A 24,170-nucleotide genomic window follows, 5' to 3' on the forward strand; every position below is an offset into this window, starting at 1 on the left:
CTTACATGTCTCCCCTGGCGTGCATGATCTCGGCATTGAGGACAGATCCGCCTGCGGCTCCGCGAATCGTGTTGTGAGTGAGAATCACAAATCGCACAGTGTTGCCGTTCACCCGCACCCTTCCCACGGATGCAGCCATTCCCCTGGCTGATTCGGGTTCGCCAGCGTTTACATCAAAGAGCGGCTGAGGCCTGTTTGCTTCGCTTCGCACCACTATTGGAATAACAGGCGCTGAAGGCAGTGACAATTCCTGCGGGAGGGAGCGGAAGGATGTGAACGAGCCGACAACTTTCTCAAGAGTTACGCTTTGCCTGAGCAGAACCGTCACAGATTCCACATGCCCTTCCCGCACCGGTACCCGGGTGCATGTTGCGTTTACTTCAATATCGGAGCTTATGACCGCACCGTTGGAAATGCTGCCAAACATCTTCGGTATTTCCTGTGATAACTTCTCCTCTTCGGATTCGATGTAGGGTATGACATTCGCTGTTGAGTCCAGGGATGGAATTCCGGGATAACCGGCGCCGCTGAGAGCCTGAAGAGTTGTCACTTCGACATTGCCAATGCCGTATTTTTCGAGTGGTTTCAATCCCAGCGCAAGGCCGATAGCACTGCAGTTTCCGTTTGCGACTATGAATCCCTTCTTTCCGGCAACCAGTGAAAGATGTTCATGGTTTACTTCCGGAACGACAAGCGGCACATCGGACCTCATTCTGTTTGGGGATGCATTTGTAAACAGTCTGCTTCCAGATGCGGACAGCTCCGTCTCAAATTTCGCGGCCGCATTAGCCGGGAGGGCGCTGAATATTGCATCATACCTCTCCATGCAGATATGCCTGACGTCGATCGCCATGATCCTGCTGTCCAGCAATTCTCTCCCGATTCGGTGCTCCGGGATCTGCAGGACATCCGCCACCGTCTTTCCTTCACTCCTTTCTGTTGCATACAGATCGGGAACATCAAAAAACGGATGTCCTGAGAGCATCTCGCAAAAGCGCTGTCCCACGAGTCCGCTCGCGCCAAGGACCGCTGTCCGGAGCTTAGACATCTGTCCTGCCTCCGAAATATTCCATTCCTCTTCGCATAATTTCAACAAAATCGTCTCCGCTGGAACTGAAAGATGCGCGCCGTACTTTCTCCAGGGAAGAACGCAGAGAAGAGAATATCACTTCCCTGTGTTCGTTGAGATTCTGTATCTCGTAGTACAATATAGGATTCTCTGAAGCGACATCGATTGCAGTTGAAAGCTGCTTCCTGAGCGTAGTGCTGGCAAAGCGCTGTATCTCCGCTGCGGAAAGCCCGCTGCCTGCCAGCATATCGAAAAAAACGATGTTTACGGCATGGGCTGCGCCTAGTGCATATCCCATTATCTCGTCATGTTTAGAAACATCCAGGACGGTTATGTTGAGGCTTGTGTCCTTGAAAAGGGATATCGCATCATCGACAGCCTCCTTGCTTCCGCAATTGCATACAATCAGATTCTGGTCTGCCAGCATCCTTGTCGACGGACCGAACATCGGATGAATGCTCGCTATCCGCATTTCTTTGCGGATACCCATTCCGATAGCATCGAGGAGCGGGGATTTCAGGCTGCAGCCGTCAAGAAGTGTTGCGTGACAGTTTTCATCAACGAGTTGCTGGAGTATCGGAGCTGTTACGGATATAGGGGTTGAGAGTATTACTATGTCAGCCTGCGAAGCGGCTTTCAGCATATCGGGCTCAAATTTATATGGTGACGGCTCAGCGTTGACATCGTTTATTACGACCTCGTGGCCCTGCGTACTGAAGAAGTTTGCGTACCACCGTCCCATCTTTCCGTTGCCGCCTACTATCAGTATGCTCTTTGACTTGCCTTCGTAGACGACGACGTCGCTGGATGTCTGCACTGAGATCGATGCCATTATGAGCGATTTTGCAAGTTCTCTGCCTATGTGACGGTCGATGCCGTTTTTTTCAAATATCTTCTCAGCCCGTTCTATGACCTGGGCCTCTACCGTGAAATCTCTGACAGGGACCCTTCTGTTTCTCTTCAGCCTTCCTATTTTCTCTGCTTCCCTGATCCTTTCGCATACAAGGGACATGAGTTCTTCATCGATCTGGCTTATTCTGTTCCTGATTGTGTTCAGTTCTTCTTCCGGCAGTTCAATCCACTCCTCAAATACAGATCAGCAATTGTCAGGCAGCAAACCGCTTCAACAACAATCACTGCTCGGGGCACGATACAGGGGTCATGCCTTCCCTTCACCACAAGTTCCGTCTCCTCCATCCTCCTCAGATCAATGCTCTTCTGTTTTCTGGGGATGGAGGAGGTGGGCTTGAATGCGACCCTGAGGACAACTGGCATTCCGTTGGTTATTCCACCGTTGATGCCGCCGGAATTGTTGGTCTCCGTTACTACCTTCCTTTCACTGCCGGAGATGACAAACTGATCGTTGTTCAGGCTTCCTCTGAGTTTTGTACCGCGGAAACCAGAACCGAATTCTATACCCTTCACGGCGGGGATAGAGAAAATGAATTTCGAAAGTTCTCCCTCTACACTGTCGAAGAATGGCTCTCCGACGCCGGCAGGAATGCCCGTGCAGATGCATTCCACGATGCCTCCCACGCTGTCACCGTCCTTCCTCGCTTCGAGTATCTCAGTACGCATTTTTTCTGCAAGTGTGCTGTCTATGCATCTTATTTCATTTGAGAATCTGTTCCTCTCCACCTGTTCGAAATCATAGGCCGTGCTGTCCTCCGCATTTCCTATGCTCACAACATGACCGGCAACTCTTATTCCCGCTGTGCTTAGGAACTGCCTTGCTGCAGCCCCCGCGGCCACAATAGGAGCTGTCAGCCTGCCGCTGAACTGGCCGCCCCCTCTGAAATCAGAATACCCGGAATATTTAACATGGGCTGTGTAGTCAGCATGTCCCGGCCTGGGAACAAATGGCGTTTCTGCGTAGGATGCACTTCTGATGTCCCTGTTGTATATAAGGAAAACAAGTGGGGTTCCTGTCAGTACGCCGTCACGCAAACCTCCTGAAATCCTGACATCGTCCGGTTCAGTTCTGGCTGTTCCTATCAGAGGGGCAGGCTTCCTCAGTTCCATCTCCGCCATTATCCGAGCGGTATCGATAACCGTGCCGGACGGGAGCCCATCCAGCACTGCACCGACCATTTCACCATGACTTTCGCCGAATATTGTCAGCATGAGCGATCTTCCGATAGTGTTCAACGCCTGCTCACCTTCCCTCCAATCCTCTTTATATCCCTCAGGAAAGACGGATAAGAGACCCTGAAGCAACCTGCGTCCTTCACCAGGACGCCTTTCGCGGATGCCAGACCCGCAACAGCCGCTGACATCGCTATCCTGTGATCGCCGCAGGAATCAACCACTCCGCCCCTTATTTTTCCGCCATTGATTTGGATGCTGTTTCCCTTTGCCATGAACTTGACGCCGATATTTTTCAACATCGAGCATGTGGTTTTAATGCGGTCAGTCTCCTTCATCCTGAGATTCTCAGATCCGCTGATTGTGCTTCTGCCACGGGCAGCAGATGCAATCACGCATGTTATGGGGAAAATATCTGGCGTCTCAGCGCAATCTATATCAGTTCCGGTGAGTCCCGTTGCCGAAACCGCAACCCTGTCGCCGCTTCTTTCAACATTGCAACCGAATTTTTCCGCCACACGCAGAATCACCGAATCCGCCTGAACGAAATCATCGCTCAGGGAGGAGACGGATACACTGCCCCCGGTAATGGCCGATGCTGCGATGATAAAGGATGCGGAGGAATAGTCACCCGGTATCACTATGTCCCTTGGCCCGTAGCTTCCACCTCCTTCAAAATACATCGTGTTTCCTTCAAATCCGGCCCTTCCGCCAAAATAATCAACCATCTGGAGTGTGAGCTCCAGGTACCGCCTGGACTGCATTCCTCCCACAATCGCAACCTCTGTCTCACCGTCCTTAATCGGACATGACATGGCAAGTGAGGAGGCGAACTGTGAGCTTATGTCTCCGCGCAGGCTTGCAGATGAATTTCTCATTGGTCCGCCGAAGACAGCAGGAAGCCTGCCATTATTCAGAGTGGAGAATGCTTCACCGCCAAGCTGCCTTATCGCATCGATCACGGGTTCCATAGGCCTGGAGCGAAGCGAACTGTCGCCTGTAATTACGGAATGGCCGGCCATCAGGGAACAAATAGAGCTCAGAAGGCGGGCCGTTGTTCCGGAATTGTTTGCATTGATCACATCTTCAGGCTGATGCATTCCTCCTTCCATCGTAAGCGTGCTGCCGCCTGAAATATCCGAACCCATTAGCCTCGCGGCACAAATTGTGCTCACTGTATCATCGCTCACAAGCGCATTCATGATCCGCATGGCTCCGCCCGACATGAGGCCGAAGAGTATCGCCCTGTGCGTCATGCTCTTGGAAGGTGGGGCGGCAACTGTCCCGTGAACAGCTCCGGATTTCTCAGAAAACAACTCCATCCGCGGATACACCCCTGTTTCTGCATATGACAGTTTTACCGTAATCCTTCAAAGCGTTTACAACCGCCGGCAACTCATCCCTGTCGGAAAGTGCAAAGATCGCCGGACCCGTTCCGGTTATGCCGGCGATTACCGCACCCCCGGCAAGCGAGGAGAATATCGGTGCTGGATCGATGTTAAGCACGCGGCAGAGCAGGAGGGAATTCGCAAGGGCCGCCTCCCTGTAGAGCGAAAGTTTTGCAATTCCGTAGAAACTTTCCATCGCAGCCGTATTCTTCTTCAATTCGGCAAATGGCAGTGCTTTCTTCTCGGTGCTCCGTTCAGGTATTGAGTAAACGACGCTGTACTCCTTCCCCATTTTCATTTCCCTCTCTACCGTCATCTTTTTGTTATCGGCGAAGATGATGCCGCCATAGTGGCAGGCTGCGGCATCGTCATATGCGCCGGTCAGCGAAACACCCGCATTCAGCGAGGCGACAGCCGACAGCTGCAGCAGCCTTGATTCCGGAATTTCGGCGCCGTATGCGCGAAGAAGCGCGGAAATTACAGCCAGTGAAACGCTGCTGCTGCTCTTCATTCCCTTGGAAGGGGGAATTTCGGATTCCACTTCGATGTACAGACCGCCTTTACCTGTTTTATTGAAAGGCTCAACAGCTCTGACACACTCATTCACCAGTCTTCCGTCCACCGGAACGCTGTTTTTGAGCTCGAAGCTGCTCTCCCTGCCACCCTCGACCCTGACCTTCGCCTTGCTGCTGAGGCTTGTGCCCAGCGTTACGCCGCTGAAGGAAACTATACCGCTCACTATTGTAGCAGCACAATATTCTGTGGCTTCCGCATCAAACATCAGGCATCCTTCCCCCGTTCGACCAGCTCAATCATTTCTTCGACAGGCGGCTCGACTCCTGTCCACAGCCGGAAAGACTCTGCTGCCTGCAGGGCAAGAAGCTTTTCTCCGCCAACGTAGCCTATGCCTCTGCTGCGTGCCAGCTGTTCGAACAATCTGCACCCGCCCGAATAAACAAAGTCTATTATCAAATCAAAAGCACAGCCTGTTACTTTATCCGGAATTTGGTCTGATACACCATCCATTCCCAGAGGCGTACAGTTGACAAGCAGATCATACTTGGATCCCGGACTGAAGTTTCTTCTGTCTACATTGAGACTCTTCTGCAGCATCTCGACTTTCTCGCTGCTCCGGGAATAAACCGTTATGTCCCAGCCGTCAAGCGCGGCGGCTGCTGCCCGCGCGGCGCCTCCTGCACCGAATATCAGCGCGCTTCCCTCTTCCATTCCGCTGATCACACTTCTGAATGCGTCAAAATCGGTATTATGGCCTTCCAGTTTTCCCTGCCTGTTTACAATTGTGTTGACAGCCTGTATTCGCTCAGCCTCGCCGGAAAGCGAATGAAGAAAAGGAAGGACATCCTGCTTGTACGGCATCGTAACATTGATTCCCCTTGCGCCTGAGGCAACTGCAAGTTCAAAGAAAGACTCGAGTTCCGTGCTTTCCTTCACGCTTACAGCAACATATCTTCCGGGAATCCCGCATCTCTTCATCGCATGGTTCTGTATGAGCGGGGAAAGACTGTGTTCCACCGATCGGCCGATTAAAAGAAGAAGCATGCCTTTTTCTATATCCCTCAAGTCTTCGAATACCAGCTGGCCCTCTGCCGTCTGCTCTGCCCGGGAGAGTGAAGCATAAGCCCATGGGCTTCCGCCCTTCATCGACACGATTCTCGTCAGCACCCCTTCTCTGCCCATTGAGAAGGCAATTACCCTGTCCCTTTCCTCTGCCGGAACAGATCTGGCAATTATCGATGCCTCCCTCATCGAACCGACGATCGAGATGCACTTTGCAATTGCGTACCGCCGTAATTCCCTTTGCAGAATCGAAAGAGCTTCCTTTTCGTCCCTTATTTTCCCATGGAATGAAGCGATGATTTTCCTGCGCAGGTTTTCCGGCAGATCCATCGACTCAGCGTCACTCACATCGACGTCAATGAAATCGAAATCGGAAAATAACAGCTCCGCGTCCGGGCGGGAAAGCAGCCTGATGGAGTCACCCTTCAGCGTCGCTATCTTCATTATCTTTACCGATGAGGAAATTTCCCTCACCGTCCGCTCTGACAGCACACCTATTGAATCCAGCCTGAACTCGACAATGTCCGCACCGGATGATTCGGCCACCCTGGCCTTCTCCATAATTTCAGCGGCATTCTTTCCGGCTACAGAAACACATATCATGGAAGGCGTTACCTCTCAAAAACAGTCTCATTCACTCTCATTCCGAAATGCCTGGCGCCTTCCTGTCTGCAAATGACTACGCTGTCACCTTTCTTAATGCCTGTAACAGGTATATGACCGGACAGAGTGCACAGATTAACCGTCTCTGCATTCTGAAGAATTATGCTGCATTCCTCTCCGTCCACTGCCGCACGAATCAGCAACAGAGGTCTTCTCTCAATCTTCACCCTTCCCACAGTCACATTTCTTGAAGTTCCGTCGGTTTTCACCGCCGGCAGCTGCATGCCTGACTTCAGCTCTGAAAGATAGCTGGTCCGTCCCCCGGGGGAAAGAATGTACGAGTGGACGGGGCCCGCGTTGACACGAAAAGGTCTCGCATTGACAAATTTGCTTTCAAGCGACTCGGAATGTATCAGGAAGAGACACGAAGACTGTGAACCGACAAGCATTCCTTCCCCCTCAGAGAGGATGGAGCATGTGTCTATACAAACCCTGTCTCCCATGCCCGCGTGGTTCACGGAAGTTACCTCAGCCTCCTCCAGCTTGTAAACCGGATTTCCGGATCTGAGCAATCTGCCAAATTCACCTATTTCATGATGGTTTGATACGACTGCAAGTATGCCGTCCACGCCTTTTTCCAGTGTGCTCAGAAAAAGCTCCGCTTCCCTGGCACTTTTTGCAGTTACGACAAGTTTCGCACTGTTCTTCGAGCACATTGCTATCAGATTTTCCACAGGAATGACCTTCCAGTCTGTCACTTCCACGACAAGAAAATCCAGTCTGAATCTGGAGAGGTCAGGCATGTCCCCTTCTTCGGCTATTCTGACGTAACTGCCAATTTTTTCCTCGCCATCATACAGGAATCCGTCCTTCAACTGGAGTGGCCTGAAGTAGGCACCCTGGAGGAGTTCCCTGTCCTCATCTGAAATCACAATATCTGTGAAACCACTTTCAATTGCGTCCAGAATAAGTCTCTGCCGCGCCTTCTTTTCCTTCCCTTGCGCAAGTATCCAGAAGAACTTATCTTCAGTCAAAGTCATCCCAGCAGCTTGGCGGCTTCCTCTGCTTCCGCCCCGTCAAAGAGTATTCTTGAGATAGCCTGTGTCATTGCGGTAGGATCCTTGTGTTGCCATATATTCCGTCCGATGGATATGCCTCTTGCACCGCTGTTCATTGCGCCTTTCACCATTCGCAGCACCTCCATATCCGAGTTTAATTTCGGACCTCCTGCTATTAGTATTGGCACAGGACATCCCTTTACAACTTCCCTGAACGTCTCCTCAGATCCAGTGTAATAGACCTTAACAACGTCAGCCCCAAGTTCGGCACCGACACGTGCAACATGCTTCAGCAAATCCACACTGTATGGATCGCGGATAGCGCTTCCCCTCGGATACATCATTGCGAGAAGCGGCATTCCCCAGTTTCTGCAGTCTCTAACAATCCTTCCTGCATCCTCAAGCATCCGGGCATCATCTTCCGCGCCCACATTGATATGAATGGAAATGCCGTCTGCGCCGAGCTGTATCCCTTCCTCAACGCTTCCGACCAGCACCTTCGTGTTGGGTGTCGGCGAAAGTTTCGTGCTCGCCGACAAATGCACTATCAGTCCTATGTCACGGCCGTATCCTCTGTGACCGGATTCCACCAGTCCTTTGTGAATGACTATCGCGGTCGCCCCACCTTGCGAAACTTTATCAATGGCATCCCTTATATCCACTATCCCCGGCAGGGGCCCTTCAGACAATCCATGGTCCATCGGAACAACAAGTGCTGCGGATGACTTTCTGTCGAATATTCGTTCCAGCCTGATGCTTTTGCCTATCATGGAGATACCGTAAGACACTTTTAATCAGACAACATATTTATACATTATTGTATAAAGACATACACTGAAGAGCATGTGGGAAGAGATAGTGAGAGAATTTGGAATTTACCCCAGCCAGTCAAAGGTGGCAAGGGCTATGCTGCAACTAGGACTTAGTGTCAGGGAAGGGAGTATCTACTGTGGTGAAATCAGGCTCAGCGACGCGGCGATAGCCCGTGCGCTTGGCGTTGACAGGAGAGTGGTTCATGCGACAGCAAAGACAATCTCGGAGAGCAGCGAACTTTCAAAATTCTTCGGTTTCCTGAAGCCCGTCGCCAACCTCAAGGATGCAGGACCCCAGATCGGATGGAGCACCATAGAGATCACGCCGGATGACGCAGATAAACCAGGCATACTTGCCGATGTATCAAGGATAATAGCCGATGCGGGAATAAGCATAAGACAGGCAATTGTGGAAGATCCGGAACTCACAGAGAATCCCAGGCTGTACGTCGTCACTTCCTCCGAAGTTCCGCTTGAGCTGATTCCGCTCCTGCGCAGGGCAAGGGGAGTCAGCGAACTCACACTGAAGTGATTGTTCAGAGATTCCGGGTTGACATCGAATGCATCAACCTTTCAGATGCATCGGACGCGTAAGTCCTGTTGAGTTCAAAGCCTATGCCATTCCGGCCCAGACTGGCTGAGGCTACAAGTGTTGTTCCCGAACCGAGAAAGGGGTCGAGGACAGTTTCGCCGTAGTAGCTGAACGCCCTGACGATACGCATCGGAAGTTCAACCGAGAAGGGAGAGATGTGTTTTCTTCCCCTGCCGCTCCTTTCAGGTTTCATAAGCCAGACATCGCTTTTCTTAACATTTATCCAGAAATCCTTTTCCAATATCGACCGCTCTCTGGAATCCCTGTCGACATGAGCATATTTTCTGTATCTGCCGGGCGACGGCTTCTCAAATTCAAGTATAAACTCATGGGCATGGTTTATCAGTATACCGCCGGGATACGGATATGTTCCGAAGTGCGCCCTGGAGGAATTTGTTTTATGCCAGACAATGTCCCGCCGGAAAACGAAACCGATACTCTCGCATAGATCTATTGTCTTTCCCGTCAGGTTCAGCGTCCTGAAGCTGCCCTTCTCCCTCAACGGCAGGTTCATTATGTTCAAAAAAAACTTCCTTCCCGGTTGAAGAACACGGTACACTTCAGACCAGACCTTTCCTATTTCGCTCAGCCATAAGCCAAGATCATGGATATTTCCAAGATCGCCCTCGTATTCTCCGTCAATCGAATACATTTTTGTGTCAAAATACGGCGGGGATGTTATCACCAGATTTACACTGTCGCTTGGGACATAATCCATATTTTGTGAATTCCCCACTACTATTTCCTGAACAGTGCCGTTTACAGCATGGCAAAAGTGTTTGCATTCTGAGACAGATGGACCGGTGTCAATCCTTTCCGGCACAACCAGTTTCCGGAATTTTTCAATTTCACTCATGTCGAACCTGTGCTGTCCGCTCGCAGATCTGTAGCTGCGGAGCGTGCCATTCCTGACAGAGTCGTAGATCGTATCTAGACCGATTCCAAGAACCTTCGAAACCTCCGACGCAGACAGATAGGCCCTTTTCCTGTAATCGTCCAATTTTCTCCCTCTTGAGATCCGGCCGCAGTACAAACGATCACTGATTGCCGTTCTTCTATAGATTATTGTCCGTTAAAGCGCATCCTGATGGCGATTTTTTCTTCTCTACTGACCTTTTTTGTCCTTATCCTGTCGTTCGATCGTCTCCGGCTTCGTGGAGATGGATGTCAGGTACAGACTGATGTACGGGTAAAGCGCATAAACTATTTTGGATTCCGCCTTGCTGATGTGTTCCTGCAGGACGGATTCGCCCAATGCAGCTGATCTCGCAAGGCGTTCAATTGAGCTTTTCTTCGGAACATCGAAATATCCTGAAGCCACGGCACGCGAGAAATGTTCCAGCTGTTTCCTGGTAAGACCCTGGAAGAGAGTGGATAATGACAGTGTGTAGGAATCGCGGAGTGCGTCGGTCGCGACAGTAGTTCTGCTCAGGATGTCCACCTCGGCAATCTTCTCAAGCTTTGCGTACAGTCTCCTGAAACTGTTTCCCTCCAGGGCAACAACAATGATTGATTCCATTCCTCCTGCATATGTGACTGGTGCTTTCCAGAGACAGTCGGACTCCTCAGCCATCCTGGCGGTTGAATTCAGCGGGCTGCACCGGCATTTGACCATTACACTCAGTCTGCCAGTGGAAAGAGATTCATTATATCAGCTCGCTATGCAGTTCGGATACAACAGCCGGAAGTCCCTCACGGATATCGTTGAGCACTGCCCCGTCAGGAGAGCCAATCTCCAGATAATCCACCATCGAATTGCACCATCTGCTGATCGAGGCATCGGGATAAGCGATGGAGAGATTGTTGAACGGCAAAGTGTGTTTCATCCTGAGAATAATTTCTTCCATAAGACCTACCGGTCCCCAACGGTAGTAAGTATATGCTGCACGATGCTATTTCAATCCATGGTGATACAAAAATGTCGGATTTCCTAATCCAGCATGTCTGGAAGAGCGAGAATACTGAAAATGCGGTAAAAACCGTAAAGGCCATAGCGGGAATGGCAAAGGATGGCAAGCTGCCACAGGGTTTCAAACTGAAATCCATAAACGCGGTTAGCGGCGAGAACAGGGCATTCTGTACCTGGGAAGCGCCAAGCAGAAAAGCGCTCGCCGATCTCGTGGCACAGGTAAGACCACCCACTGAAGTTACGATCTTTGAACTTCAGAAAATGTACTGAGGCGAAACAAAATGCAAAAGAATGTTGGTCCTGCTGACAGGGGGGTCAGGATCGTGGCAGGACTGCTTTTACTCGCGGCCATTTTCTACACTGGTGGCCTGTTGCAGATACTTGTGGCAGTCATAGGTCTGATTGCTCTTGTTACAGGTCTAAGCGGCTACTGCGTGCTTTATTCAATAGCCGGTATAAACAGGGTCGGAAAAAACACCCAGTGAGCGATCGCCTGAGGTAAACATCAGTAAACTGTTTAATCTGACAGGCAGAAATCAGCTGCCTGTTAATATTTGCAGCAGTGTCTGCGTCAGAGTCGTTCTATACCCGGTTTTCCGCTGATGCTGAATTCGATGGCGTCGGTTATTGCCATTGCTCCGCTTATAGTTGTTACAAGCGGTATATTCGTCTCGACTGCGAGTCGCCTCATCATTGCACCGTCCCGGAGGCTTCCGGAACTTACCCTGGGGGTATTGATGACAAGAGATACCTTGCCGGAGCGCATCAGTCCCAGAGCGTCAGGCTTGAGATTCTCTGATATCCTGTACGCCCTGGTGGCTCCGACGCCGTTGGCTTCAAGAAATTCCTGGGTTCCCCTGGTGGCAAAGATGCCGAAGCCCATTTCTGCCAGCTTCCTTGCCACCGGGAGGAGTTTTCTCTTGTCTTCATCTCTCACGGTCAGGTAAACCGATCCTGCGGCAGGCAATTTCATTCCGGCGGATGTGAATGCCTTCCAGTATGCTTCGGCGTATGTCCTCCCGATGCCCATTACTTCGCCGGTACTCTTCATTTCAGGACCTAGGACGCTGTCAACGCCTCTGAGTTTCAGAAACGGGAAAACGGAGACCTTCACTGCAATTCTGCCAACCCGTTTCGCGTTCAGATCGAATTCATCGAGTGAGTGGCCAAGGATTACCTTCGTGGCAATTTTGGAAAGAGGTATTCCGGTTGCCTTGGACACGAAGGGGATGGTGCGGCTTCCTCTCGGATTTGCCTCAAGGACTGAAACCTTGCCATCCCTCACGGCAAACTGGTAATTTGCCAGTCCCCTCACATTTAATGCAGAGGTTAGTATTTCAGTCTGCCTTTCGATTTCTCTCAGCTCCTGCTCATGCAAAGTGTGCGGAGGCAGGACCATCGTGGCATCTCCGGAGTGAACACCGGCCTGCTCCACATGCTCCATTATACCTGCTATAAAGCACCTGCTGCCGTCGGAAATAACGTCCACGTCTACCTCCACAGCATCTGAAAGATATCTTTCAAGCAGAAGGCTGTTGCCGCCTCCCATCTTAATTCCATCGAGATACCACTCAAGCTGTTCGTCGTCGTTTACGATTTCCATTCCCCTGCCGCCTATTATATGCGATGGGCGCAGAATGATGGGATATCCGAGTTTTCCGGCGGCCCTGATTGCGTCTGTTCTTGAAGTGACTGAAAGGGAATCCGGCTGCTCCAGACCGAGTTTTCTGACAAAATCAGAGAAATTCTTTCTGTCGCCTGCCAGAGAAAGAGATTCCGGCGGCGTTCCGAGTATTCTGACACGGCTGTCGCCGCTGAGCGACATGGCTGCGTTTAGCGCAGTCTGTCCTCCGAACTGTGTCATTATGCCAAACGGCTTTTCTCTCTCAACCACTGCCAGTATATCCTCGGAGGTAAGCGGCTCGAAATAAAGCCTGCTGCTCAGATCGAAGTCCGTTGAGACGGTCTCCGGATTGTTATTTATTATAACAGCATCGTAATTTTCTTCCCTTGTCGATATGGCAGCGTGTACGCAGCAGTAATCAAACTCTATGCCCTGCCCTATCCTGATCGGACCTCCGCCGATTATCAGAACTGTCCTGCGCTCTCCCTTGCTTACCTCATCCTCGCCGAAAGCGGTGCTGTAATAGTACGGTGTTTCAGCCTCGAATTCAGCACCGCAGGTATCCACCATTCTGAATACCCTGTTCGGCTTGATTGCCTTCTCTGATATACGGCTTATGTATGTTGAGGTAAAACCAGTCCTGGCTGCCTCGAGGACAGCTTGTTCATCGCCGGCAAGTATGCGTTTTTCAATGTCAACAAGTCCCTTCAGTTTGTTGAGGAAGAACAAATTCCAGTGGCATTTTTCATGCATATCGGCTGCTGAAAAGCCGCGACGGAATGCTTCGATCAGGCAAAAGAGCCTCCTGTCGGTGGGAATCTCTATTTCCTCCATGAGCCGGCTGTCGGTCCATTCAGATATTTCACCGCAATCCAGGTCAATGAGACCAAGTTCAAGTGAACGTAGAGCCTTGAGGATTGTTTCCTCAAATGTCCTTCCGATTGCCATTGTTTCGCCGGTGCTTTTCATCTGGGTTCCGATCTTCCTGTCCGCTAGACGGAACTTGTCGAAGGGCCAACGCGGGATCTTCACAACAACATAATCGAGTGAAGGCTCAAATGCTGCCTTTGTTTTCTTCGTTATCATGTTTTCAATCTCGTCGAGATGGAGGCCAAGAGCAATCTTTGCTGCAACCCTGGCGATAGGGTAACCGGTAGCCTTCGAAGCCAGTGCAGAACTTCTGGACACCCTGGGGTTAACCTCGACCACCCTGAACTCTCTCGTCTTTGGGTGGACTGCGAACTGCACGTTGCATGCACCGTCTATTCCAAGAATTTCCACGATCCTGAGAGCGGCAGAGCGCAGCATCTGGTGTTCCCTGTCGCTAAGCGTCTGCGCAGGAGCTATCACAATACTTTCTCCCGTGTGGACGCCCATTGGATCCAGGTTTTCCATGCTGCACACTATGATGCTGTTCCCTGCAGCATCCCTTATGACCTCGTACTCGAACTCTTCCCAGTTGAGTATACTCTCTTCAACTATAACCTGACCTATCCTGGAACTTGCCAGTCCCGTCCCGACAATATATTCCAGCTCCTCATCATTTCTGGCTATTCCGCTGCCAGTACCGCCCAGTGTGTAGGCGGAACGGATCATTACAGGAAAACCGCCGAGTTTTTTCACATATTCCCTGGAACTCGGAATTGAGGTGCATGTGAAGCTCCTGGCAACAGGAAGGCCGCCACCGGTCATCGCCTCCCTGAACAGCTCCCGGTCCTCTGATGAAGCGATAGCCTTCGCGTTTGAACCGAGCAGTTTCACATTGTGCTTCGCGAGTATGCCTTTTTCTGAGAGTTCAGAACAGAGGTTCAGTGCCGTCTGACCTCCCATCCCGCTGAATATGCCATCTATCTTCTCCTTCTCAATGATCCTCTCAACAGTCTCAGATGTCATTGGTTCTATGTATACAATGTCCGCGATCTCGCGATCGCTCTGTATCGTGGCAGGATTTGAATTGAGCAGCACTACCTCGAAACCCTCTTCCCTTGCGGCTTTACATGCCTGGCTGCCGGAGAAGTCGAAATTCGGCGGCCTGTCCGATAACAATCGGACCAGAACCGATGACCAGCACTTTTTTCAACTTTGTGTTTGCTGGCAAAAACTCACCTCCTCCCGCCCGAAACGAGTTTTCTGAAATAATCGTACACAAAGATTGTGTCCTGGGGACCCGGACCTCCCTCAGGATGATACTGTGTAGTTAAGACTGTGCCTCCCGGCAATTCCAGTCCTTCCACCGTGCCGTCATTGAGGCTGAACTGGGTGGGTTTCAAATCTGTTTCCGAAAGAGATTGTTCGTCGACTGCGAAACCATGATTCTGGGAGGTGATGTAGACTTTCTCGCCAAGCCTTACTGGATGATTTATACCCCTGTGACCGAACTTGAGCTTGTAGGTTTTACCGCCGTATGCGAGGGAGAGTATCTGGTGTCCGAGACATACCCCGAGGACAGGCAACTCCGAAGACAGGCGCTTGACAACAGGAAGAACATTTTTCCTTATATCGGCATGGTCCGGATCCCCGGGTCCGCTTGAAAGAACAACCCCTTCAGGCTCGAAATTCATCACTTCGTCGTACGACGATGAATATGGAAGGAGGTAAACAGAAAAATGCCTGGAAAGATCCCGTATAAGATTTCTCTTGACGCCGAAATCGAGAATGACAATTTTCTTACCCGTGCCAAACGGGCCAACCGAAGCAGAAGTGCTAACTTCGGAAACAAGATTTGTTTCCCAGATATTTTTCTCTTTTGCCAGTAACCCGAGTTTCTCCTCCAGCAACGAATTTGTCATCAGGCCAGGTATGATGAGCCCTTTCATTGTTCCCTTTTCCCTGACGCGCCTGACAATACTTCTTGTCTCCGGGATCTCGATGCCCGGGACAGCTGAAGCGCTGAGCAACTCCTGCAGGTCCGCTGACGGGTAGGATGTATTTTCAGATACAACGATGCCCTTGACCTGGGCACGGACGGACTGAAGCTGTTGTGCCGTAAAGCGATAATTTCCGATGAGGGGGTAGGTGAACACAAGTATCTGGCCCCGGTAGGAAGGATCGGTTATCGACTCTTCATATCCTGTCATGGAGGTACTGAAAACGACTTCGCCATATGATTCGGTAGCAGAGCCGAAAATCCTGCCCTCAAAACTTGTTCCGTCCTCGAGCAGCAGAATTCCATCGGTTTTCAAAGGGAATACCTCTGAAACATTGAGCTCTCATACTTAATATTTTTCAGTCTGTCCGCTATTTTACCGGCTAGAAGCATCGGTTAAAATCTCTCCTTGCATTTCAGGGAAATACGGTTTATTCGATTTTTGTAAAGTAAGACAGTTATATATGGCCGGGGCTGAATGAAACTGATAGATATGAAGAGCAGAGCGATAATCGCAGTTGCGATAGCAGTCATTGTTGTAGGCGCTGGAGCATACTACCTGCTGAACAGCGGCGGGAGCCTGAACATACAGATCAGGGATCCTTTACCGGCCGGCTGGAGTTCGGTTTACATAAACATAACAGAAGTATCCGTACATAACTCGACTACGGGCGGCAGTGGCGGTTATTCGAAGCCATTCAGCACTCCGGTTGAAATAAATCTGGCAAACACGACAAACAAATCGGTATTCCTGACAAGTCTCAAGCTGCCTAACGGACACTATCAGATGATCAGGCTTGTGGTCAGCGGTTCATTTGGCGTATATGATGGAAAGACATACAGGATATCACTCACGAGCCCGGACATTGACATAGCAGGCCAGTTCAAGATATCATCTGCTTCAACAACCACTGTTACGCTTGATTTCAACAGTGCTCAGGCAATCCACGGTTCAACTTTCACAGGATTCACAATGACTCCTGTGGTGGCGGAAACCGTAAGCTGAATTAGCCTCTTCTGTTGTAGAAAATGCAGGCATCGCCTTTTCCAGCAGAAACCAGCGTTTGCCCCAAAAAAACATTTTCTAAAAATTTCACGTTTTTCCTCTTTTTCTTCTTTCAGTAAATGCAGATAACCGACATATTTGTCAATACTCCTCGGAAACAGCATGACGCTGGCTCTTTCTTCTCTTTCTCGACTTGATCTTGATAGACTTCATCTCTTTTACCATGCCTTCAAGCTTGGAAAGAAGATCCTGCGTGGTGCGAACCGGTTCCCAGTCGAACGATTTGGCTACAAAGAGCCTCTCGACAGTCTGAAGTTTCCCGCTGAGCGAATACTTGATGCGGCCAAACTCACTGTTGTACGAGTGAACATGAATATACAGCGATATGGGTCTTGATATATTCTCAATCTTCTTCATTGTCTTCTGTACCTCATTGTATATCATATCAAGAACATCCGGATCTGAAATGCCTGTAATCTGCACGTAAACAGACTCCCTGACAAGCATCGACATTACAAGCTGGGCAACATCGAATTTTGAAAGTATTCCGACAGGTACCCCGTTATCAAGGACGGGGAGGGATGTCACCTCCTCTGAGGACATCAATGCCAGCGCTCTGTTCATTCTGTCCTCCTGTTTTAGATAACTGAACTCCCGGCGAGCAATGCTGCTTACTGTTATTTCTACAGGATTTGCCCTTCCCACAAGTTCACCGGCTGTTTCACTTGATTTTCCGCGCATTACAACTGAGACAAGATCCGATATTTTCAGGAGCGAGTTCATCTTTCCATCATTGTCTACGACGGGGACGGCTCTCACGCCAGTGGACCTGAAAGTTTCGAACGCACTGTCGAGAAAGTCGTTCTGATTAAGCGTTATAACGGAAGGGGTCATCACATCTCTGACGCTGATTCCACCGATCTCCTTAATGCCTGAAATCAGTTTTACAAGAAAAGTTCTATCAGCGATGCCTGCAAGTTTTCCGTCATCGACTACTGGAATCTGCCTGTAACCGGTATTGATTATTGCCTCCGCCAGATCAAAAACATTGCTCCATGGGTGAAGTTCCGGAGTGCTCAGCATAATGCTTTTCACCTTTGTCGCAGGTTGTATGCTTCCCTTGAGTATCGATTTCAGCGAAACAACTCCCACCACAGTCTTCCTGTCCATAACAGGTATTTCATCAAGATCAAATTCAATCATTTTTGAAGCAACGGCGGTCAACTCATCCTGAGGGGACGCGAACAGTATGGGCCACTTTGCCTGTGGCTTCCCTATGGAAATCTTGCCCAGCTTCCCCGAGATCACACTCACATTTCCCATAGCGGCAAACAGATTTTCATTCGTAGTCCTCGCCTCCCGCAGCTTCATCAGCAATTCCAGTTCCGATTAATGTACCTGTTTCTTCCAGCTTTCTACCAGAAATCAAATGTCTCACCTTCCCTACGATATTCCTTCGCCCAACTCGTATTTGTTTCTTTGTATCGCGATCCCTTACCGTCACAGTAGAGACGCTACCCTCAAAAGTATCGACCGTTATGCAGTAAGGAGTTCCTATCTCATCCATCCTTGCATATCTCCGGCCGATGGAGCCGGCATCATCATAATACGCCTCAATCCCCGCATTTACAAATTCCTGATAAATTTTCCTCGAGACGTCAGTCATCTTCCGTTCATTGAGCAACGGAAAAACTGCAACTTTTATGGGCGCGATTGCGGGATTCAGCCTTAGAGCATTTTTCTTTCCATCAGTTTCAAAGCTGTGCTCAAGGACAGAATAGAATACCCTGTCAAGACCCGTGGCGGGTTCAATAACATGTGGAAAGAAATGTTCTCCAGCTGGAATGCTTTCGCCTTCGACAATTCTGAAATAGTCGGTTGAAATCGTAATGCTGTCTCCATCCAGACCGATTTCAAAACTACCGTCGCGCGGTATGTCATCCGGCCTGAGCGCTTCTATTGCCCTGGCAACCGATTCACTCCTGTTCTTGAAAACGGGTCCCAGGCGGGAGCGTTCAGCCCTGACACGAAGCGTTTTTTCAACATGTTCATCGCCCACTTTCCTGAAACAAGTCAGATCAGAACCTGAGACAGTTTGATGCGATCTCAGATCGTAATCGGATCTGTCCGCGATACCGGTTATTTCTGTCCAGCCGCTGCTCAACAAAGCCTCCAGATCCCAGCAATCCAGTGCATAATGTGCCAGTTCATCCTTCCTGTGCTGCCTGAAACGAAGACGCTCAGGGTCTAGCCCTATGCGGAGGGCAAACTCAAACGTCAGGCCGATGAAATAGGCATGTGCCTTGCTTAGGAGAAACTTTCTTCTCAATGCATCATCCAATGTTGTGACGACTTCCGTTCCTTCTCTGGGAACGAAAAGGTATTCCTGCCCGCGAAACGAGTTGAGGGATCCCCACTCTTTTTTCCTCGGATCAAGAAATACTTCAGCTTCCATCAGATTGAACTCCCTGAGGCGAAGCATACCCTGCCGCGGCGAAATTTCATTTCTGAAGGCCCTCCCTGACTGAAAAACACCGAACGGAAGTTTCTCCCGGTAAAATCTTTTGAGATTCTGAAAATTGATGAATATGCCCTGAGGAGTTTCGGGTCGCAGATATCCTGGTTTACCCTGCTTCGGACCTATCTGCGTTCTGAACATCAGGTTGAAAGGAACAGGTGTTGAAAAATCGTGCGAGCCGCATTTCGGGCACTTCAGCTTCATTTCAGCAGCCAGCTTCTCCACATATTCTGCAGATATTGCGGATTCACCGGCATCTATCAGGTGATCGGCCCTGAAGTTCTCATGGCATGAATTGCATTCCACAACAAGGTCCGTGAATGACTTGATGTGGCCCGATGCCTGAAAAATCTTTTCAGGGTTGATGCATGGTGTGTCTATTTCAAAAAAACCCTCTCTGAAATAAATCGAGCGCCACATATCCCGTATATTCTCCCTCAGAAGCAATCCGAGCGGACCGTAGTCATAGAAACCGGCAGATCCGCCGTAAATTTCAAACGATGGCCATATGAAACCTCTTCGCTTCATCATCGGCAGCAGTGATTTTTCCGGCTGGACTGGCTGTTTTATTGCATCCATGCAGTTTCAAATTTTCAATAGACAGCTTATTGTTATCAATGTTTCCATGGCAAGAAATGCATGTATCCGCATCGAAACGCATTGGAAGAAAGATTATTCAGCAATGCCCTGATAATCCCTATCCGGCGAAAGTGGAACAAAATGACGCTAAAGAGATTGGAAATCGAGGTGGATTTCAAGTCGATAGAGCCGTTGAACAGCCTGCTTGGCAGGTTTTTCATCAACAATGAAAGCATCACAGTCCTTCAGACACTTTTTGCGTCGGAAAAGATAATGGTGGAGCTCCTGGAGATAAGGAGGTCCGGAAGGATGCGATCTGCCGAGGACATAGAAAACAGAAGGCTGGAAATTTCTGAAAAGTACGGACTGATAGATTTTGAAATCATAAGCATGGACAGCACTGCAGCGAAATATACTGTCATCGTAAAACACAGAACTCCGGACAAGATTTCACCAATACTCAGGGAACTCGCTGAGGCGACCTTTCTTGCATCCCCGCTGAAAATAGTTGGTGACAGGGCGCTGATGACGGTTTTCGTGGAAGAGAGCAGGGTAAAGGAAATGACTGAAAAACTCAGCCAGCAGGGAATTTATTATAAAATCCATTCAATAGGGAAACCTGGCCAACTTAAATTCGAGGGAATAAGTTCTGTCCAGCTGTATATTGTAAAACTGGCGAAGGCAATGGGGTACTTCGACGTGCCGCGGAGAGCTTCTACTGCGGACGTGGCCAGAATGGCGGGCGTCACAGCACCAGCGGTCAGCAAGGCAATCAGGCGTGCTGAACGCACGCTGGTAGAGAGACTGCTTGAAGAAAAGGATTCATGATGTAATGAATTTCAGAAATTCGTCCTTTGTCCGCTTCTCCATTGTATAGTTATTTTTCTTTTCATCGCCTATTGTTGAGAAAGGTGTGACGCCATAATCGTGGCCAGGATAGACAACTGTTCTGTCGTCAAGGGCGCGCAGTTTAACGATTAGGCTTTCAAACATGCTTTCAGGACTGCTGTCTTCAAGATCCACACGGCCGCACTCTCCGACGAACAGCGTGTCACCGGTAAAGAGTTTTCCATCAACCAGATAACAGCAGCTGTCTACAGTATGTCCCGGAGTGTGTATCACCTGAATTGTACTGTTTCCAAGGCTGAGATGGCTTCCATCATCGACAGCAATGTCCTTTCTGTGTGGGGAACTGGAGTGTGCGACTATTTTCGCGCCTTTTCGGAGTGCAAGTTTCTCTGCATCCTGTACATGGTCGAAATGATGATGTGTTAGCAATATGTACTTCAGTTTTACTCCACGACGCGATGCCTCGGAAACAGCCATGCTCGAGTCGAAGGAAGGATCGACAATCGCGCCTTCCAGTTCGACTGCGTCGAAGACGAGATATGAAAAGTTCTGCATGCTGCCCACCTTGATCTGCTTCACTTCTATCATACACTTACCGTGTTCCAGTATTTCATTACAATACTTGGATATTTCCAGCTTTGAACTTCCGGTTGAATATCATATGCAGTGACACAGGCTTTACAGATTTTTCAGCTTTTTTCCGATTGTTTCAGCCAGACGCAGGACGGCAAAATCGTCGTTTCTGCTGCCGCTGATCATCAGTCCGGCCGGGAGTCCATCCATCTCGCACGCATTGATAGAAACCGAAGGTGCAAAAACGGCATTGAACAGTTCCGTATTTCCAAGAAGAGAGTCACGGAAATGAAGTTCTCTTCCAATGACATCGGATATTTTTGGAGCTACTGTTTTCGTCGTAGGTGAAAGTATTGCGCCGATTCTTGAAAAGACGGCATCATATTCCTTGATTATACCCTTCAATAAATTCCATGCTTCGATATAATCGGAAGTTCCCGTTTTAAGTCCTGCCAAAAGAACTTCTCTGACGTCAGGAAAATAAAGGTCCCTTTTTGTCTCAAGCCATTTTCTGTGATAGGAGGCTCCCTCCGCCGAAGTTATCTTTCTGCGCAACGAGCCTCCTCTTTCTTCCAGTGAAGGAATTGAAATTTCGCTGATCTCATATTCACCTGCCAGGCATTCCACCTTTTTAAGAAGTTTTTTTGAAACGGGACCGTCGTCAAACAGCATTAGCCCGAGACTCTTAATATCCTTCTCGGGACGGACAATGGCTCTTGAATTTTGGGGAAGAACAGACTCAAAGACAGTTCTGATAGAGGCAACATCCTTTGCAATAATGCCGATAGCATCCATTGTTCGGCTCAGAGGTATGACACCCTCAGTCGGTATCAGACCCGTCGAAGGTTTGAAGCCCGCGACACCGCAGAGAGCTGAGGGAATCCGCACAGAACCGCCGGTATCTGTCCCGATTCCGATGTCGACTGCACCGGAGGCTACAGCAGCGGCAGAACCGCCGCTGGAACCTCCGCTGATGCAGTCGCTGGAACATGGATTGCGCACTGCACCGAAGATAGATGAGGTGTTGGTTGTGCCGACTGCGAATTCATGGTTGTTTGTCTTACCTATTATTTCACCGCCGCTGAGTCTGATTTGCTTTACTATGAACGCATCATAATCTGGGATAAAATCCTGGAGGATTCTCGAGCAGGCAGTCGTCCTGACGCCTCCGGTAAAAATATTATCTTTAACGGCAAAACTGAGTCCGGAAAGATTGCCGCTCTTAAACGGAGGAAGTTTAGTCGTATTCACGAATGCATTGCAGCAGTCCCTTACAAGTGTGTTTTCGCCCATGACTGTGACACAAACCCAATGTCCATTACATTATTACAGTTATTGCAGTCGCATAACCCGCTTCACATCAAACAGTTTAAGTTGCCGGCAAGCAATTGACCTGGTCATCATGAGAACAGTGGCAGAAGACGATGCCAAAAGCACCTGTGATGTCTGTCAGGATACAGACATTAACGTCAGAATGGCCAGCATAGGCGATCTTCAGGGACTTGAGAACATCGAACGGTCATGTTTTGAATATGGAAGATACAGTTCTTCTGTTTTGAGGGGTTTTTTGCTTCATCCATTCTCCATAACTTATGTGGCAGAAATGGAAAAGCGGATTGTTGCATCGGAAATAATTTTTTTGCATAGAAAATCAGTGGAAGTTGCATCGCTGGCAGTCATGCCTGAAGTGCGTGGCAGGGGATTTGGCACAGTACTGCTCAGGAAGGCAGAAGATATGGCCAGGCGACACGCAATCAAACTGCTCACGCTGCATGTAGACGTGAATAACCTGTCGGCAATCGGTCTGTACAAGAAGGAAGGATATCTCATATGCGAGCGTATAACCGAATACTATGGCAAGGGAAAGGATGCTTTTTATCTGACGAAAAACATTGAATGACAGATATAGTGAAGACCGTCGGACCAGGTTAAGCGAATTTCGAATTAACATTATAATAAGCTTAAATATCCTTTGTTTTATGAGCAGTTTTAGCCAAGGAATGTGTAGAGATGGAAGAATCGCTTTGCAACGTTGAATTTCTAAAGACCGATTCCAGCTACCTGGCAAGGGTCCAGAGCCAGCTCGGAGGTATTCGGGAATACAAGAGCGGCACCTTCGAAGAAGTGCTGGAACAGGTCATAATTGATCTGCAGGAAGAATTCGAAGAATGAATTCAAAGCGGGCAGCCGTCTTATGAAAATAGCATGCATTCATTCTCGGCCACGACAGGGCGGATGTTTACATCAATCTAGAGCATCAACTTCGCTTCCACTTTGAAATCCACCAGTCGGCATGTGGCATCCCGCTCTTTTCCACAACGTCTGCAAGTTCACCGAAGTCATAGCCTACACATCTGAAGTCGATCGAAACGTTTTTCCCCTTAAGCTCGACTATTGCATATTCTGCAATGACTGGTCTATAATGTTTTCCGTCTGCCTCCAACCTGTAAGGAAGGCCCACACTTCCCGGATTCACGATGTAAGACGAACCATGCCTCCTGAGCATCTGTACATGCGTGTGCCCTCCTGCAAGTAAATCCGCCGAATGATCCCTGAAAATTCCTTCCAGTTTATCACTGCCTGTATGCGCATCTATAACCTCTGTATTTGATGCGGGAGAGCCATGGAAACAGAGCATCCGCTGTTCTTTGAATTTAACGTGCAGGAGCGGCAGGAATGACAAAATATAGGCTATATCCTGCTTGCCAAGCATACGTGCGCACCAGGCATCTATTTCAGGAATTTCAGACCCTCTCTCCGGATTGAATTTGGTTGAATCAGGGTTTATCATTCTGTCATCCGTGTTTCCCATGACAGATGGGATATTCAGTTTCCTGAGGATTGCGAGTGTGCTGATGGGAGCAGGACCGGTGGCTGCCACATCCCCGAGGCTGATTATGACATCAACACCCATTGTGCTGATTTCCTCGACAACAGCATTGAGCGCAACCGAGTTTCCATGTATGTCTGAGAGTATCGCGACTCTCCTTGCATCGAAATGAAGGCCCTTTACACCTTTTTTCTTAGCCAGTTTGAACCACCGCCGGATTACTCATGATCT

24 protein-coding genes and 1 pseudogene are annotated in these 24,170 nt (G+C 49.4%); 7 read left to right on the forward strand and 18 right to left on the reverse strand.

What is annotated here, in order from left to right; genetic code table 11:
• Position 1: 1 nt before the first annotated feature.
• Genes asd through KIS29_00645 form a run of 8 tightly spaced genes read right to left on the reverse strand, consistent with a single transcriptional unit; the run spans position 2 to position 8,551 of the window.
• Entirely contained in the window at positions 2-1,048 is a 1,047-nt protein-coding gene (gene asd, locus KIS29_00610) for an aspartate-semialdehyde dehydrogenase (GenBank protein ID MBX8638824.1), read from the reverse strand.
• Positions 1,041-2,081 (reverse strand): prephenate dehydrogenase/arogenate dehydrogenase family protein, encoded by a 1,041-nt coding sequence (locus KIS29_00615; protein ID MBX8638825.1) that lies wholly within the window; start codon positions 2,079-2,081, stop codon positions 1,041-1,043. The genes asd and KIS29_00615 overlap by 8 nt, the downstream gene beginning before the upstream one ends.
• 41 nt (positions 2,082-2,122) lie before the next feature.
• Positions 2,123-3,193 carry a chorismate synthase gene (gene aroC / locus KIS29_00620; protein MBX8638826.1) on the reverse strand — a complete coding sequence of 357 codons (1,071 nt, stop codon included), beginning with the start codon at positions 3,191-3,193 and terminating at the stop codon, positions 2,123-2,125.
• A gap of 20 nt (positions 3,194-3,213) precedes the next feature.
• Positions 3,214-4,476: a 3-phosphoshikimate 1-carboxyvinyltransferase gene (aroA, locus tag KIS29_00625; GenBank protein ID MBX8638827.1), complete on the reverse strand. Its 1,263-nt coding sequence runs from the start codon at positions 4,474-4,476 to the stop codon at positions 3,214-3,216.
• Positions 4,460-5,323 carry a shikimate kinase gene (locus tag KIS29_00630; protein ID MBX8638828.1) on the reverse strand — a complete coding sequence of 288 codons (864 nt, stop codon included), beginning with the start codon at positions 5,321-5,323 and terminating at the stop codon, positions 4,460-4,462. The genes aroA and KIS29_00630 overlap by 17 nt, the downstream gene beginning before the upstream one ends.
• Positions 5,323-6,723 (reverse strand): type I 3-dehydroquinate dehydratase, encoded by a 1,401-nt coding sequence (locus KIS29_00635; GenBank protein MBX8638829.1) that lies wholly within the window; start codon positions 6,721-6,723, stop codon positions 5,323-5,325. Before KIS29_00635 ends, KIS29_00630 begins: the two co-directional genes overlap by 1 nt.
• 8 nt (positions 6,724-6,731) lie before the next feature.
• Positions 6,732-7,757, reverse strand: a complete 1,026-nt coding sequence (locus KIS29_00640) for a 3-dehydroquinate synthase II (GenBank protein MBX8638830.1) — start codon at positions 7,755-7,757, stop codon at positions 6,732-6,734.
• Between the two features lie 2 nt (positions 7,758-7,759).
• Positions 7,760-8,551, reverse strand: a complete 792-nt coding sequence (locus KIS29_00645; GenBank protein ID MBX8638831.1) for a 2-amino-3,7-dideoxy-D-threo-hept-6-ulosonate synthase — start codon at positions 8,549-8,551, stop codon at positions 7,760-7,762.
• Positions 8,552-8,624: 73 nt separating this feature from the next.
• On the opposite strand from KIS29_00645, the gene KIS29_00650 reads away from it, so the two are divergent.
• The gene (locus tag KIS29_00650; protein MBX8638832.1) at positions 8,625-9,125 is read left to right on the forward strand and encodes an ACT domain-containing protein; all 501 of its coding nucleotides are present in this window, start codon (positions 8,625-8,627) and stop codon (positions 9,123-9,125) included.
• Between the two features lie 4 nt (positions 9,126-9,129).
• Here KIS29_00650 and KIS29_00655 read toward each other — a convergent pair whose 3' ends face one another.
• The 3 genes from KIS29_00655 to KIS29_00665 form a co-directional block, all read right to left on the reverse strand.
• Positions 9,130-10,203, reverse strand: coding sequence for a helix-turn-helix domain-containing protein (locus KIS29_00655; protein ID MBX8638833.1), 1,074 nt, complete (start codon positions 10,201-10,203; stop codon positions 9,130-9,132).
• 87 nt (positions 10,204-10,290) lie between these two features.
• On the reverse strand, positions 10,291-10,704 hold the full coding sequence (locus KIS29_00660) for a helix-turn-helix domain-containing protein (GenBank protein MBX8638834.1): 414 nt from the start codon (positions 10,702-10,704) through the stop codon (positions 10,291-10,293).
• Positions 10,705-10,831: 127 nt separating this feature from the next.
• Positions 10,832-11,032: a hypothetical protein gene (locus tag KIS29_00665; protein ID MBX8638835.1), complete on the reverse strand. Its 201-nt coding sequence runs from the start codon at positions 11,030-11,032 to the stop codon at positions 10,832-10,834.
• A gap of 71 nt (positions 11,033-11,103) precedes the next feature.
• Between KIS29_00665 and KIS29_00670 the strand changes: the two genes are divergently transcribed.
• Both KIS29_00670 and KIS29_00675 read left to right on the forward strand, forming a co-directional pair.
• Entirely contained in the window at positions 11,104-11,364 is a 261-nt protein-coding gene (locus KIS29_00670) for a hypothetical protein (protein MBX8638836.1), read from the forward strand.
• Between the two features lie 11 nt (positions 11,365-11,375).
• Positions 11,376-11,579: a DUF2892 domain-containing protein gene (locus tag KIS29_00675; GenBank protein MBX8638837.1), complete on the forward strand. Its 204-nt coding sequence runs from the start codon at positions 11,376-11,378 to the stop codon at positions 11,577-11,579.
• 86 nt (positions 11,580-11,665) lie between these two features.
• Here KIS29_00675 and carB read toward each other — a convergent pair.
• Together carB and carA are read right to left on the reverse strand one after the other, a co-directional pair.
• Positions 11,666-14,816 (reverse strand): annotated as a pseudogene (gene carB, locus KIS29_00680) (carbamoyl-phosphate synthase large subunit).
• A gap of 4 nt (positions 14,817-14,820) precedes the next feature.
• Complete coding sequence (carA, locus tag KIS29_00685; protein ID MBX8638838.1) at positions 14,821-15,900, reverse strand: glutamine-hydrolyzing carbamoyl-phosphate synthase small subunit; 1,080 nt, start codon at positions 15,898-15,900, stop codon at positions 14,821-14,823.
• Positions 15,901-16,062: 162 nt separating this feature from the next.
• Here carA and KIS29_00690 point away from each other — a divergent pair, with 162 nt between their 5' ends.
• Entirely contained in the window at positions 16,063-16,590 is a 528-nt protein-coding gene (locus tag KIS29_00690; GenBank protein ID MBX8638839.1) for a DUF4382 domain-containing protein, read from the forward strand.
• 141 nt (positions 16,591-16,731) lie between these two features.
• On the opposite strand, the gene KIS29_00695 is transcribed toward KIS29_00690, so the two are convergent.
• Together KIS29_00695 and glyS are read right to left on the reverse strand one after the other, a co-directional pair.
• Positions 16,732-17,961 (reverse strand): CBS domain-containing protein, encoded by a 1,230-nt coding sequence (locus KIS29_00695; protein MBX8638840.1) that lies wholly within the window; start codon positions 17,959-17,961, stop codon positions 16,732-16,734.
• Entirely contained in the window at positions 17,930-19,687 is a 1,758-nt protein-coding gene (gene glyS / locus KIS29_00700) for a glycine--tRNA ligase (protein ID MBX8638841.1), read from the reverse strand. The genes KIS29_00695 and glyS overlap by 32 nt, the downstream gene beginning before the upstream one ends.
• 141 nt (positions 19,688-19,828) lie before the next feature.
• On the opposite strand from glyS, the gene KIS29_00705 reads away from it, so the two are divergent.
• On the forward strand, positions 19,829-20,515 hold the full coding sequence (locus KIS29_00705; protein ID MBX8638842.1) for a helix-turn-helix domain-containing protein: 687 nt from the start codon (positions 19,829-19,831) through the stop codon (positions 20,513-20,515).
• Here KIS29_00705 and KIS29_00710 read toward each other — a convergent pair.
• Both KIS29_00710 and KIS29_00715 read right to left on the reverse strand, forming a co-directional pair.
• Entirely contained in the window at positions 20,510-21,124 is a 615-nt protein-coding gene (locus tag KIS29_00710; GenBank protein MBX8638843.1) for an MBL fold metallo-hydrolase, read from the reverse strand. The two genes, KIS29_00705 and KIS29_00710, sit on opposite strands and share 6 nt — an antisense overlap.
• A 90-nt stretch (positions 21,125-21,214) precedes the next feature.
• Positions 21,215-22,402, reverse strand: a complete 1,188-nt coding sequence (locus KIS29_00715; GenBank protein MBX8638844.1) for an amidase — start codon at positions 22,400-22,402, stop codon at positions 21,215-21,217.
• A gap of 109 nt (positions 22,403-22,511) precedes the next feature.
• On the opposite strand from KIS29_00715, the gene KIS29_00720 reads away from it, so the two are divergent.
• Both KIS29_00720 and KIS29_00725 read left to right on the forward strand, forming a co-directional pair.
• Positions 22,512-23,009, forward strand: a complete 498-nt coding sequence (locus KIS29_00720) for a GNAT family N-acetyltransferase (GenBank protein ID MBX8638845.1) — start codon at positions 22,512-22,514, stop codon at positions 23,007-23,009.
• A 110-nt stretch (positions 23,010-23,119) separates the two neighbouring features.
• A complete protein-coding gene (locus tag KIS29_00725; protein ID MBX8638846.1) occupies positions 23,120-23,281 on the forward strand; it encodes a hypothetical protein in 162 nt (53 codons plus the stop codon).
• Between the two features lie 85 nt (positions 23,282-23,366).
• Here the strand turns inward: KIS29_00725 and KIS29_00730 are convergent, their stop codons facing one another.
• The gene (locus KIS29_00730; protein ID MBX8638847.1) at positions 23,367-24,158 is read right to left on the reverse strand and encodes a metallophosphoesterase family protein; all 792 of its coding nucleotides are present in this window, start codon (positions 24,156-24,158) and stop codon (positions 23,367-23,369) included.
• Between the last annotated feature and the right edge of the window lie 12 nt (positions 24,159-24,170).

It is taken from the genome of Candidatus Sysuiplasma jiujiangense (assembly GCA_019721075.1).
Classification (GTDB): domain Archaea; phylum Thermoplasmatota; class Thermoplasmata; order Sysuiplasmatales; family Sysuiplasmataceae; genus Sysuiplasma; species Sysuiplasma jiujiangense.